Raw genomic sequence first — 11,798 nt, 5'->3', positions numbered from 1 at the left:
GTATTACATGTTCCGGCGATACTCGCCGCCCACCTCGTACAACGCATGGCTGATCTGCCCAAGCGAGTTGTACTTCACCGCTTCCATCAGCTGCTCGAAAACATTCTTGCGGTCGCGAGCGGTGTTCTGCAGCACCTTGAGGCTCTCCGGTGCCAGGCTATTGCGCATCTTGCCGAAGGCCTGCACGTTGTCGATCTGCTGACCCTTTTCGCCTTCAGTCGAACGGATGAGTTCAATCTCCGTAGCGATTTCGCCGCCATGATCCTTCGGCAGGAAGGTATTCACGCCGATCAGCGGGAGGCTGCCGTCGTGCTTCTTCTGCTCGTAGTACATCGACTCTTCCTGAATCTTGCCGCGCTGGTACATGGTGTCCATCGCGCCGAGCACGCCACCGCGTTCGCTGATCGCCTCGAACTCCTTGTACACCGCCTCTTCGACGATATCGGTGAGCGCTTCAACGATGTGGCTGCCCTGCCACGGGTTTTCGTTGAAGTTGAGGCCAAGCTCTTTGTTGATGATCATCTGGATCGCCACGGCGCGGCGCACGCTTTCTTCGGTCGGCGTGGTGATGGCTTCGTCGTACGCATTGGTGTGCAGGCTGTTGCAGTTGTCGAACAATGCATACAGCGCCTGCAGCGTGGTGCGGATGTCGTTGAACTGGATTTCCTGCGCGTGCAGCGAGCGGCCGGACGTCTGAATGTGGTACTTCATCATCTGGCTGCGTGCGCTGGCACCGTAGCGCTCACGCATCGCGCGCGCCCAGATGCGGCGGGCCACACGACCGATCACGGTGTATTCCGGGTCCATGCCGTTGGAGAAGAAGAACGACAGGTTCGGCGCGAAGTCGTCGATGTTCATGCCTCGGGCGAGGTAGTACTCGACGATGGTGAAGCCGTTGCTGAGCGTGAAGGCCAACTGGCTGATCGGGTTCGCACCGGCTTCGGCGATGTGGTAGCCGGAGATGGACACCGAGTAGAAGTTGCGCACCTTGTGGTCGACGAAGTACTGCTGGATATCGCCCATCATGCGCAGTGCGAATTCCGTCGAGAAGATGCAGGTGTTCTGTGCTTGATCTTCCTTCAGGATGTCCGCCTGCACTGTGCCGCGCACGGTCTGCAGCGTTTCTTCCTTGATGCGCGCGTAGGTGTCGGCGTCCACCAGCTGATCGCCGGTGACGCCGAGCAGGCCGAGGCCCAGACCTTCATTACCCTTCGGCAAATCGCCCGAGTACTGCGGGCGACCGTTCGGGAACATCGTGGCGATCTTCTTTTCGGCCGCGGCCCAGCGCGCCGGATCTTCTTTCAGGTGCTTCTCGACGTTCTGGTCGATCGCGGTGTTCATGAACATCGCGAGGATGATCGGCGCGGGACCGTTGATGGTCATCGACACGGAGCTGCTCGGCGCACTGAGGTCGAAGCCGGAGTACAGCTTCTTCATGTCGTCCAGCGTGGCGATGTTGACGCCGGAATTACCGATCTTGCCGTAGATGTCCGGGCGCGGCGCCGGATCTTCACCGTACAGCGTCACCGAGTCGAACGCGGTGGACAGGCGCGTGGCCGCGCCGCCCTGGCTCAGGTAGTGGAAGCGGCGGTTGGTGCGCTCCGGCGTGCCCTCGCCCGCGAACATGCGGGTGGGATCTTCACCGGTGCGGCGATACGGATACACGCCACCGGTGTACGGGTAATGGCCCGGCAGGTTCTCGCGCTGCAGGAAGCGCAGCAGGTCGCCCCAGTCCTTGGTCTTGGGCGGCGCCACCTTCGGGATCTTCTGGTGGCTCAGCGATTCGCGGTAGTTCTCCACGCGGATCACCTTGTCGCGCACTTTGTATTCGTTGACCTCATCGGTCACCGACTTGTAGCGCGCCGGCCATTCGTGCAGAAGGTGGATGGCGTGGTGGCTGAGTTCCTTGATGGCTTCGTTGTAGCGCTGACGCAAGGTGAGCAGCGTGCGGTCCACGCCCTCTTCGTGCAGCGCGGACGATTCGTAGCGGGCCAGCGGACGCGGCAGATGGGCGTCGCCCAGATCCTTCAGCGACTCGTAGTAGTGCTGCGCCTTGCTGGCGAACTCGGCCTCGTGCTCGATTTCCTTGTTGATGCCGCGCCCCTGCTCGGCGATCTCGGCGAGATAGCGTACGCGGCTGCCCGGGATCAGCACCGTGGCGCGCGGCTCCTTCAGCGTGGTGTCGAGGCTGGGCGTCCACTTCTCCGCCTGCAGGCCAAGCTTGTCGCGCAGCAGACGGCACAGGTTGGTGAACATCCAGGTGACACCCGGATCGTTGAACTGGCTGGCAATGGTGGGATACACCGGCACCTGCTCGTCGGTGAGCGAGAAGGCGGTGCGGTTGCGCTTCCACTGCTTGCGCACGTCGCGCAGTGCGTCTTCCGCGCCACGCTTGTCGAACTTGTTGAGCACGACCAGCTCGGCGAAGTCGATCATGTCGATCTTTTCGAGCTGGCTGGCGGCGCCGTAGTCGCTGGTCATCACATAGGTGGGGAAATCCACCAGATCGACGATCTCCGAATCGCTCTGGCCGATGCCGGCGGTTTCGACAATCACCAGGTCGTACGGCTGGGCTTTGAGGAAATCGATGCAATCGCGCAGCACGGCACTGGTCGCGGCGTGCTGGCGGCGCGTCGCCATCGAGCGCATGTACACGCGATGGCTGCGCAGCGAATTCATGCGGATGCGGTCGCCCAACAGGGCACCGCCGCTGCGGCGGCGGGTCGGATCGACAGCAAGCACGGCAATGCGCATCTCGGGGAACGCGTGCAGGAAACGCAGCAACAGCTCGTCCACCACGGACGACTTACCCGCGCCGCCGGTACCGGTGACGCCGAGCACGGGCGTCTGCTTGCCGGCCATCTTCCATTGCTTGCGCAGATGATCGAGCTCGGCCTCGGCGATACCGCCTTCCTCAATGGCAGAGAGCACCTGGCCCACGGCAATCTCGTTGCCGATATCGACCAGCGGCGTCACGGTGGAAGACGGCTCTTCCTTCGCGCGCTTCACTGCCGCGGCGCGCGTGCGATGCATCACGTCCTCGATCATCTCGGTGAGGCCGAGCTTCATGCCGTCATTGGGGTGATAGATGCGCTCGACGCCGTAAGCCTGCAGCTCGCGGATTTCCTCCGGCGTGATGGTGCCGCCGCCACCGCCGAACACCCGGATATGGGAAGCGCCATGCTGCTTGAGCATGTCGACCATGTACTTGAAGTACTCGACGTGACCGCCCTGGTAGGACGACAGCGCGATGGCATCTGCGTCTTCCTGCAGCGCGGCGCGCACCACGTCTTCCACGGAACGGTTATGGCCGAGGTGAATCACCTCGGCGCCCTGCGACTGGATGATGCGCCGCATGATGTTGATGGCGGCGTCGTGGCCGTCGAACAGGCTGGCGGCGGTGACAAAGCGCAGGGGGCGGGTCTCCGCCTGGGCGGCGCTGGCGGGAACGTGCTGGGCGGGGGAACTCATGGGGACTCCGAAACTGCGTAAGCGTCGAACTCCCGATTTTAATGGATGGTTACGTTCGGAACATGTTGCGGCGCGATCTCAATGTGGTTTTTCGCCGAAACCGTGCGCGGCAGTACTGTCTGTCCCGTCGCGTGCACTGCCATCTGGCGCACGGATTTCGGCAGGAGCGCACCCTGTGGGCGGCCGTAGCGCACAGGGCGCGCTCCCACAGGGAAGTCCGCTCGCTGTCGGTCAGCTGTCGCCAAACGGCAAGTTCGGCGAAGACACCACCCGCTCGCCCACCAGATCCCCGCGCAGGAATGCCAGCGACGCCTCGATCACTTCTGGCGCGTCGAGCACACGGTGATGCCCCAGCCCCTGCGTGCTCAGCAGGCGGGCACCGCTCCAGTGCCGCGCATAACGCTCGCCCTCGCTCCAGGGCACGTCGCGGTCGTCCACGTCGTGCACGATCAGGGCCGGTTGCCCCAGGCTGTGCAGGTGGCGATGCACCTGCAGGTCGTGGATGTTCACACCGGTCATCGACTGCAGACTCTCGTGAAGCCGGCCGAAGAGATGCTGGCCAAGGCGCACGAAACGGCTGAACCGGCGGGTGGCGTCGACCGGATCAGCAGCCGGCGCAATCAGGATGAGCTTCTGCGCATGCCACGCCTCACCCTGCGCAAGCGCAGCGGCCGCGCCGCCCAACGAGTGGGCAACGGTGAGCGCAGCGTCGCCGAAGTGGCGGCCCACCTCACGCACAGTGTCGATGAAGTCGGGCAAGGTGCAGAAGCGCCCTTCGCTGTTGCCATGGCCCGGCTGGTCGAACGACACCAGCGCATAGCCCATCTTGCGCAGCGAATCGACCCAGGGCAGATATCGAAGACCGAAGCTGGACCAGCCATGCACCAGCAACACATATGGCTGGCGCGAGGGGTCGCCCCAGACATAAGTGGCAATGCGCCGGCCGTGGATGGTGAGCTCGCCACGCTGCATGGCCGCATCGGGTTGTGCACGTTGTGCACGCGTACGACTGCTGGCGAATGGCGTGACGAACAGGCGCACGGCCTGATTGACCGCTCGCGTCGGCACCAGCCGGCTGGCGAGCGCGAAGCCGGCGCGCACAGCGCCAATCTTGAAGGCGCCATGGCGGTGATGTTGTTGCACAGCAGGCGTGGCGTAAGCGGTCATGGCGCGGTCCTCTGGCCCGATTCCGGGCGATAGCTGACGAGCAGACGGTCAAAGGCGGCCAGCGCGTGCTGACTCGCTTCTTCAAAACCAAACAGGCCCGCGTCGTGATGCAGGGCCAGCATCAATGCGTAAATCTCAAAGGCGAGCAGCGCCGGCTTGGTGGTCTCGCTCAACTCGCCGTTCTCGATGGCGTGGCCGATGGCGCGGCACATTTCCTGTCGCCAGCCCGCCTGCTGCCGGGTCACGGCGTCGTGCAACGGGCCTTCGCGGCCGTCGTACTCGCTGGCAGCGGTAACCAGCACGCAGCCGCTCTGATACTCGCGTCCCCACTCCACCCAGTTGGCGACGATGGCACGCACACGCGGCAAACCACGCGGCAGCTTCAGGGCGGGCCACTTCACCCGCTGCAGAAATCGCAGCTGTGCGGCGTCCAGCACCGCTAGCTGCAGATCTTCGCGGGAGCCGAAGTGCGCGAACAAGCCACTCTTGGACATGCCCACGTCCAGCGCCAACGAGCCGATGGAAAGGCCTTCCAGCCCATCACGCCGAGCCAGCTCGAAAGCGTGGTCAAGGATCAGTTCGCGGGTGGCCGCGCGCTTGCCGGTAACGGTCGGTGTGCTGTTCATGGGGCATAAAATAGCACGACCGTTCGTTCTTTTGTCGTCAAAGAAAGCTGAACAAATGGCGGTGGTTAGCCCAAACGAACCTGAACAAGCCCGCGTGTAGGCGTCAACACGTGCCAGAACGACCCGTTCACCGACACAAGGCCGCCTGGTGCGACCACAGGAGGAGAACCCCATGCTGCACACCACCCGTAGGCTCGCCCTGCTAGCGGCACTCGGCATCGCCAGTGCTGGTGCGGTCTACGCCCCATCCGCGGCAGCCCAGGTATCGGTCTCGGTGGGCATCAACGTGGCCCCGCCTCCGCCGCAGTACGAAGTGGTGCCGCCGGCGCGCGAAGGCTTCGTGTGGGCACCGGGCTACTGGCGCTGGGAAGGCCATCGCCATGTCTGGGTCGACGGCTACTGGGTTCCGGCCCGGCCCGGCTACGTCTACCACCCGACGCGTTGGGAGCATGAGCACGACGGCTGGCGGCTTCATGAGGGTCACTGGGAGCGCTGAGGCAACAACTTGCGACCGCGGTGGCCATCGCCGGCAGACGCCGGTGGCCACTCCCCCAGCCAGGTCAATCACATAGCGTCGACATCGGCGAAAGAGCCACCGAAGGAGGCCCAAGGGGCATCGCAAGTCCTTGCCATCAAAGAAAAAATAGATGGAAAAAAGGTCAGTAATAGAAAGGTACGCCTAAGCCAGGCACGTCATCGTTCCTCCGTCACACTCACATTTCTTTCACAAAGGCACTTCATCTATGTCGATCCGTTTCCGTCTCATCGCTCTGTCTGGTTTGACCCTGCTTGCCAGCGGCTGCGTCGTGGAGCAGCCGGCTCCCCGTCCGCGCCCGGTGGTGGTCGAGCGTGAGCAGGTGGTGCAGCGCGAATACGTCGAAGTGATCGCTCCGCAGCCGCCGCCGACCGTGCTGGTCGAGGAAGAACCGCCGCATCGTCCGGGCTATGTCTGGGCTCGCGGCTACTGGCACTGGAATGGCCACCAGTACGTCGCGGTCCACGGCCACTGGGAAGGCGAGCGCGAGGGCTATCACTATGTGCACCCGCACTATGAGCACCGCAATGACGGCTGGCACCTCAATGTAGGTGTGTGGGTGGCCGGCTGATCGCCCCCTATCCAGCCATACGGAAAAAGCCCTGCGTTCGCAGGGCTTTTTTTATGGGCTCATGTCGCAGCGTCAATGGACGGCATGCGCCGCCCCTCTGACGATGCCGCGGCCATGGCCCGATAGTCCCGCGGAGTCATGCCCACCGTGGCTTTGAACTGCCGGGCGAATGCGCTCTGATCGGCAAAACCGCAGGCCAGGCCAATCGCCGCCACGCTCTCGTCACCGTGCAGGCGACGCATGGCTTCCTCGATGCGCAACTTGGTCTGCAGCTGCTGTGGCGTGAGCTGGAACACCTTGCGGAAATGACGCTCGAGCTGCGCCACCGAAAGATCGGCAAGCCCGGCCAGCGTGCCAACACGAACGTTCTCGGCGTAGTGCTCCTGCAGGTACGCGAGTACGCGGCCAAGCCGCAGATAGGTGGGATGTCTGCCGTCTGGCTTGCCCAGATCACGCGAGATGCCTACGACGCCGCGCACTTTGCCGCGCACCACCAGCGGCCGCTTGCAGGTAAGACACCAACCCGGCGCGCGATTGGGCGAAATATGGACTTCCAATTGGTTGTCGATGACCTCGCCTGACAGCACGCGGCGGTCCTGGGTGGCATAGGAGCCGCCCATTGCGGCGGGAAACAGCTCGGTCACGCTGCGGCCGATGACGTCGCTGCGCTGCTTGAGCCCCAGGCGCCGCACCAGTGTCTGATTGGCGTGGGTGTAGCGGCCGTCGCTGTCTTTCACGAAGAACACCACGTCCGGCAACGCGTCGAAAAGCACTTCCAGTTCGTCGGCTGAAATCTTCATATCCATCGATAGTACTGGTAACGGGCAAGTCCTTGCTGCACCTGCAGCAAGGATGGCAACCGGTGTCTTCCATTGTGCCGAATTCCGCATCGAACCCGGGCAAGGATCTCTAGACCGTTGACGGCTCCCGGCGCGAGCATGACCACCATGCACACCATCGACGTCATCGACTCCCATACCGGCGGCGAACCCACCCGGGTCGTCGTCTCTGGCTTCCCCGACCTCGGCCACGGTACGCCGATGGACAAGCGCGAGCGCTTCCGTCACCAGTTCGATCGATGGCGCAGCGCCATCGCCTGCGAGCCGCGCGGCTCCAGCACCGTGGTCGGCGCTCTGCTGCTGCCGCCGCAAAGCGAGCAGGCCTGCGCCGGCGTGATCTTCTTCAACAACGTCGGCTATCTCGGCATGTGCGGCCACGGCACCATCGGCCTGGTACGCACGCTGCAACACATGGGCCGCATCGCCCCGGGTCACCACTGGATCGAAACGCCGGTGGGCATGGTGGGCGCACAGCTCCACGAGGATGGACGTGTTTCCATCGACAACGTGGAGAGTTATCGCCACGCCAAAGACGTGCGCGTCGACGTGCCGGGCTATGGCGAAGTCACCGGCGATATCGCGTGGGGCGGCAACTGGTTCTACATCACCAAACACACGCCTGTGCCGCTGGTGATCGAGAATCACCGCGAACTGACCTCGTTTACCGAAGCTATCCGCCGGGCTCTGGAGGCCAACCGCATCACCGGCGCCGAGGGCGGCGAGATCGACCATATCGAGATCAACGCCGATTCGCCGGTCAACGGCATGCATGGCCGCAACTACGTACTGTGCCCCGGCTTCGCCTACGACCGCTCGCCTTGCGGCACGGGCACCAGCGCCAAGCTGGCCTGCCTTGCCGCCGATGGCAAGCTGGCCCCGGGTGACGTGTGGCGGCAGGAAAGCATTCTCGGCAGCGTGTTCGAGGGTCAGTATCAGCCCGGCACGCACGGTGTACTGCCGCGCATTACCGGCACCGCGCACGTCGTGGCGCGCGCCACGCTGTTGATTGACGAAGCCGACGAATTCACCTGGGGCAGCGGCGCGGAATGAGTGGCCCGATGGCCCACTATGACCTGATCGTGATCGGCGCCGGCATGATCGGCGCCAGTTGCGCTGACGCGGCCAGCGCCGAAGGCATGCGTGTCGCCTTGATCGAACCCGGCCCGATCGGCGGCGGCGCGACCGCCGCCGCGATGGGGCATCTGGTGGCGATGGATGACGATCCGGCCGAGCTGGCGCTGGCGCGCTACTCACTGCATCACTGGGAAGCGTTTGCGGATCTGAAAGAAGCGGAATTCAGCCGCTGCGGCACCTTGTGGGTGGCACGCAGCGATGCCGATCGCAACGCCGCCGCAGCGCGTGCTGCGCGACTCGGCGCCGCGGGCGTCGAAGCCCACCTGATCGATGCGGCGACCCTCTACGAACTGGAGCCTGCGCTGACACCGGGTTTGAGCGGCGGCATGCTCGTGCCTCGCGAGGCCGTGGTGTATCCGCCACGCATGGCGCGCTATCTGGTGCAGCGCGCGCAATCGCGCGGCGCACGCCTTTATGCGGGCCGCCGCGCACAGGCATTGCTGAGCAGTGGCGTGCAACTGGATGACCGCACACGATTGAGCGGCCCCGTGCTGGTGGCGACCGGCTGTGCCATACCGGAATTGCTGCCGATGTTGCCGATGCGTGCGCGCAAGGGGCATCTGATCATCACGGAACGCTATCCGAACTTGTTGCGCCACCAATTGTTGGAACTGGGCTATGCCGACAGCGCGCATGGCGATGCCGACAGCAGCGTCGCTTTCAATGTGCAGCCACGTCCCACAGGGCAAATCCTGATCGGCTCGTCGCGCGAGTTCAGCGCGATCGACGCCTCTGTTTCGCCTGCCATGGTGCAACGCATGCTGGAGCGCAGCTTTGCATTTGTGCCCGCGCTTCGCCGCCTGCAGGCGCTGCGCATCTGGACCGGCTTTCGCCCGACCACGCCCGACGGCCGCCCGTACCTTGGCGCCGTGCCCGGTGCGACGAATCAATGGGTGGCGGCAGGTCACGAAGGCCTTGGCATCACCACCGCGTTGGGCAGCGCGCGCTTGTTGATGGATCTGATCCACGGCCGCACGCCGGCCATCGATCCCGCGCCTTATGCCCCATCGAGGATGGCGGCATGAGTGCCACCGTCCGACTCAGCGTGAACGGGCAGCCGGTGGAAGTCCCGGCGGGCGCCAGCGTCGCGGCGGCCATGGCACATGTCACGCTGCACTTTCGTCGTTCGGTCAGCGGCACCGCGCGTGCGCCACTGTGCGGCATGGGCGTCTGCTTCGAGTGCAGGGTGAACATCGATGGCGTACCGCACGTACGTGCGTGCATGACGCCGGTGATCGAAGGCATGCAGGTGCGCACCGATGACTGAGCGCTATGACATTCTCGTGGTGGGTGCAGGTCCCGCAGGTTTGACTGCCGCGCGTACTGCCGCCGCGCATGGCGCACGCGTCGGCCTGATCGACGCGCAGGCGCAACCCGGTGGACAAGTGTGGCGCCATGACGTGCGCCACCATGCCCCACGCGAAGCACGCGCCGCCATCAGCGGCCTGGGCCAGGTAGAACTGCTTTCGCAACATACCGTGGTGGCGGTGGAGCCTTCCGCGTTGCGCGTTGAGATGCCACGTGGCGCCAGCGAGTTGCGCTACGACGCGCTGGTGCTTGCCACGGGCGCACGCGAATTGCTGCTGCCCTTCCCCGGCTGGACTTTACCGGGCGTCACCGGCGCTGGCGGCCTGCAGGCCCTGGCGAAACAAGGCTGGCCTGTCGCAGGCAAGCGCGTCGTCATTGCTGGCAGCGGACCGTTACTGCTTGCCGCCGCCGCCACGCTACGCGCGCACGGTGCCCATGTTCTTGGCATCTACGAACAGGCAGCCGCGGCCAGCGTGCATGCGTTTGCGCGTCAGCTGGTGCATTGGCCTGCCAAGGCGATGCAGGCGTTGGGCCTGCGCACACGCCTGGCGGGTGTGCCGTATCACTTCGGCAGTTTTATTCGCGGTGCGTCCGGCGATGACACCCTGAGTCGAGTGGACATCGAAGGCCCACGCGGCAGCCAGAGTATCGAGTGCGACATGCTCGGCGTGGGTTACGGGTTGGTGCCCAACGTCGAACTGGCGCAACTGCTCGGCTGTGCGCTGGTGCATCAGGGAGCGCACCCGCGCGTTCAGGTGGACGCGCTGTTGAGAACCAGTGTTTCCGGTATCTACGCCGCCGGCGAAGCGGGCGGCATCGGTGGTCTTGCCGTAGCACGTATCGAAGGCGAGATCGCGGGACACATGGCGGCTGGACAGACGCAAGCCGCTACCGCACTACTTCCAATGCGCGGCAAAGAGCGGCGCTTCGGCGCACTGCTCTCGCACCACTTTGCGCTCGACCCGCGCCTGCTCTCGCTGGCCAACGCACAAACGCTGATCTGCCGTTGCGAAGACGTCACGCTCGGCGAACTGGACGGCTTCAGCGATGCACGCTCCGCCAAGCTCGTCACACGCTGCGGCATGGGCGCCTGTCAGGGGCGCATCTGCGGTACCGCACTGGCGGAGCTTGGGCGCTTTCCGCGCAACGGCGCGCGCCCGCCTGTCTTTCCCACCCGGCTGGCCACCTTGGCCGGTCTCACGACGTTTCCTTCTTCCGACGATTATTGAGGTAGCTGATCATGAGTAACGCATCCATCTGGCGCGGCGTGATTCCCGCCATCACCACGCCCTTCACTGCCGATGGCCAGGTCGACCACAGCTTTCTCGCGCAGCATGCACGCACACTGATCGACAGCGGTTGCAAAGGCATCGTGCCGCTGGGCTCGCTGGGCGAGGCCGCCACGCTGAGTTTCGATGAGAAGCTCGCGATCATCCGCACTTTGGTGAAGGCGCTCGAAGGCCGCGCTCCGGTGATTCCCGGTATTGCAGCGCTTTCCACCGACGAGGCCGTGCGCCTGGCGCGCGAGGCGAAGGCGTTGGGCGCATCGGGCCTGATGGTGCTGCCGCCGTATGTGTATTCCACCGACTGGCGCGAGATGGGCGCGCATCTGCGTGCGGTGATCGCTGCGACCGATCTGCCGTGCATGCTTTACAACAACCCCATTGCGTACAAGACGGACTTCTCGCCCGAGCAGATTGCCGAGCTGGCGCATGAATTCCCGAACGTGCAGGCGGTGAAGGAATCCTCCGGCGACGTGCGCCGCTTTGCCGCGTTGCGTTCACTGCTCGGCAACCGCCTGGAACTACTGGTGGGCATGGACGATGCCATCGTCGAAGGCGTGGCCATGGGTGCACGCGGCTGGATCGCCGGACTGGTCAACGCGTACCCCAAGGAGTCGGTGAAGCTGTTCGAGCTGGCACGCGATGGTGGTGCGGATGCCGCCGCCGAACTGTACGCGTGGTTCCTGCCGCTGCTTCGTCTCGACACCGTGCCCAAGTTCGTCCAGCTGATCAAACTGGTGCAGGAAAAGGTGGGTCTGGGCAGCGAACGTGTGCGCGCACCGCGTTTGCTCATCACGGGCACCGAGCGTGAGGCCGCCATGCGCGTGATCGATCACGCCATCGCCAACGCGCCGGTGATCTGAC

11 protein-coding genes are annotated in these 11,798 nt (G+C 64.5%); 7 read left to right on the top strand and 4 right to left on the bottom strand.

Going from position 1 to position 11,798, the window contains the following annotated elements; translation table 11 throughout:
* Positions 1-3: 3 nt before the first annotated feature.
* The 3 genes from OQE56_RS08025 to OQE56_RS08015 form a co-directional block, all read right to left on the bottom strand.
* Positions 4-3,471: a methylmalonyl-CoA mutase family protein gene (locus tag OQE56_RS08025; RefSeq protein WP_267223221.1), complete on the bottom strand. Its 3,468-nt coding sequence runs from the start codon at positions 3,469-3,471 to the stop codon at positions 4-6.
* A gap of 231 nt (positions 3,472-3,702) precedes the next feature.
* Positions 3,703-4,638 (bottom strand): alpha/beta hydrolase, encoded by a 936-nt coding sequence (locus tag OQE56_RS08020; RefSeq protein WP_267223219.1) that lies wholly within the window; start codon positions 4,636-4,638, stop codon positions 3,703-3,705.
* On the bottom strand, positions 4,635-5,264 hold the full coding sequence (locus tag OQE56_RS08015) for a TetR/AcrR family transcriptional regulator (RefSeq protein ID WP_267223217.1): 630 nt from the start codon (positions 5,262-5,264) through the stop codon (positions 4,635-4,637). Before OQE56_RS08015 ends, OQE56_RS08020 begins: the two co-directional genes overlap by 4 nt.
* A gap of 172 nt (positions 5,265-5,436) precedes the next feature.
* Here OQE56_RS08015 and OQE56_RS08010 point away from each other — a divergent pair, with 172 nt between their 5' ends.
* Together OQE56_RS08010 and OQE56_RS08005 are read left to right on the top strand one after the other, a co-directional pair.
* A complete protein-coding gene (locus OQE56_RS08010; protein WP_267223215.1) occupies positions 5,437-5,760 on the top strand; it encodes a YXWGXW repeat-containing protein in 324 nt (107 codons plus the stop codon).
* Between the two features lie 247 nt (positions 5,761-6,007).
* Positions 6,008-6,370: a hypothetical protein gene (locus OQE56_RS08005; RefSeq protein WP_267223214.1), complete on the top strand. Its 363-nt coding sequence runs from the start codon at positions 6,008-6,010 to the stop codon at positions 6,368-6,370.
* Between the two features lie 59 nt (positions 6,371-6,429).
* On the opposite strand, the gene OQE56_RS08000 is transcribed toward OQE56_RS08005, so the two are convergent.
* Positions 6,430-7,176, bottom strand: a complete 747-nt coding sequence (locus OQE56_RS08000; RefSeq protein ID WP_267223212.1) for an AraC family transcriptional regulator — start codon at positions 7,174-7,176, stop codon at positions 6,430-6,432.
* Positions 7,177-7,317: 141 nt separating this feature from the next.
* On the opposite strand from OQE56_RS08000, the gene OQE56_RS07995 reads away from it, so the two are divergent.
* Genes OQE56_RS07995 through OQE56_RS07975 form a run of 5 tightly spaced genes read left to right on the top strand, consistent with a single transcriptional unit; the run spans position 7,318 to position 11,797 of the window.
* Positions 7,318-8,259, top strand: a complete 942-nt coding sequence (locus OQE56_RS07995; protein WP_267223419.1) for a 4-hydroxyproline epimerase — start codon at positions 7,318-7,320, stop codon at positions 8,257-8,259.
* Positions 8,260-8,267: 8 nt separating this feature from the next.
* A complete protein-coding gene (locus tag OQE56_RS07990) occupies positions 8,268-9,368 on the top strand; it encodes an NAD(P)/FAD-dependent oxidoreductase (RefSeq protein WP_267223210.1) in 1,101 nt (366 codons plus the stop codon).
* Positions 9,365-9,610: a (2Fe-2S)-binding protein gene (locus OQE56_RS07985; protein ID WP_267223209.1), complete on the top strand. Its 246-nt coding sequence runs from the start codon at positions 9,365-9,367 to the stop codon at positions 9,608-9,610. Before OQE56_RS07990 ends, OQE56_RS07985 begins: the two co-directional genes overlap by 4 nt.
* Positions 9,603-10,880: an FAD-dependent oxidoreductase gene (locus OQE56_RS07980; protein ID WP_267223206.1), complete on the top strand. Its 1,278-nt coding sequence runs from the start codon at positions 9,603-9,605 to the stop codon at positions 10,878-10,880. Before OQE56_RS07985 ends, OQE56_RS07980 begins: the two co-directional genes overlap by 8 nt.
* Before the next feature lie 11 nt (positions 10,881-10,891).
* Positions 10,892-11,797 carry a dihydrodipicolinate synthase family protein gene (locus OQE56_RS07975; protein WP_267223204.1) on the top strand — a complete coding sequence of 302 codons (906 nt, stop codon included), beginning with the start codon at positions 10,892-10,894 and terminating at the stop codon, positions 11,795-11,797.
* The last annotated feature ends 1 nt before the right edge of the window (position 11,798 follow it).

It is taken from the genome of Dyella silvae, from assembly GCF_026421305.1.
Taxonomy (GTDB): Bacteria; Pseudomonadota; Gammaproteobacteria; order Xanthomonadales; family Rhodanobacteraceae; genus Dyella; species Dyella silvae.
This window is presented reverse-complemented; position numbering and strand designations above follow the sequence as displayed.

Excerpts from the sequence above, each read along its gene's own strand:
- OQE56_RS08020 (WP_267223219.1), bottom strand. The coding sequence starts at position 4,638 with ATGACCGCTTACGCCACGCCTGCTGTGCAACAACATCACCGCCATGGC.
- OQE56_RS08010 (WP_267223215.1), top strand. The coding sequence starts at position 5,437 with ATGCTGCACACCACCCGTAGGCTCGCCCTGCTAGCGGCACTCGGCATC.
- OQE56_RS07995 (WP_267223419.1), top strand. The coding sequence starts at position 7,318 with ATGCACACCATCGACGTCATCGACTCCCATACCGGCGGCGAACCCACC.
- OQE56_RS08000 (WP_267223212.1), bottom strand. The coding sequence starts at position 7,176 with ATGGATATGAAGATTTCAGCCGACGAACTGGAAGTGCTTTTCGACGCG.
- OQE56_RS07985 (WP_267223209.1), top strand. The coding sequence starts at position 9,365 with ATGAGTGCCACCGTCCGACTCAGCGTGAACGGGCAGCCGGTGGAAGTC.
- OQE56_RS08015 (WP_267223217.1), bottom strand. The coding sequence starts at position 5,264 with ATGAACAGCACACCGACCGTTACCGGCAAGCGCGCGGCCACCCGCGAA.
- OQE56_RS07990 (WP_267223210.1), top strand. The coding sequence starts at position 8,268 with ATGGCCCACTATGACCTGATCGTGATCGGCGCCGGCATGATCGGCGCC.
- OQE56_RS07975 (WP_267223204.1), top strand. The coding sequence starts at position 10,892 with ATGAGTAACGCATCCATCTGGCGCGGCGTGATTCCCGCCATCACCACG.
- OQE56_RS08025 (WP_267223221.1), bottom strand. The coding sequence starts at position 3,471 with ATGAGTTCCCCCGCCCAGCACGTTCCCGCCAGCGCCGCCCAGGCGGAG.
- OQE56_RS08005 (WP_267223214.1), top strand. The coding sequence starts at position 6,008 with ATGTCGATCCGTTTCCGTCTCATCGCTCTGTCTGGTTTGACCCTGCTT.
- OQE56_RS07980 (WP_267223206.1), top strand. The coding sequence starts at position 9,603 with ATGACTGAGCGCTATGACATTCTCGTGGTGGGTGCAGGTCCCGCAGGT.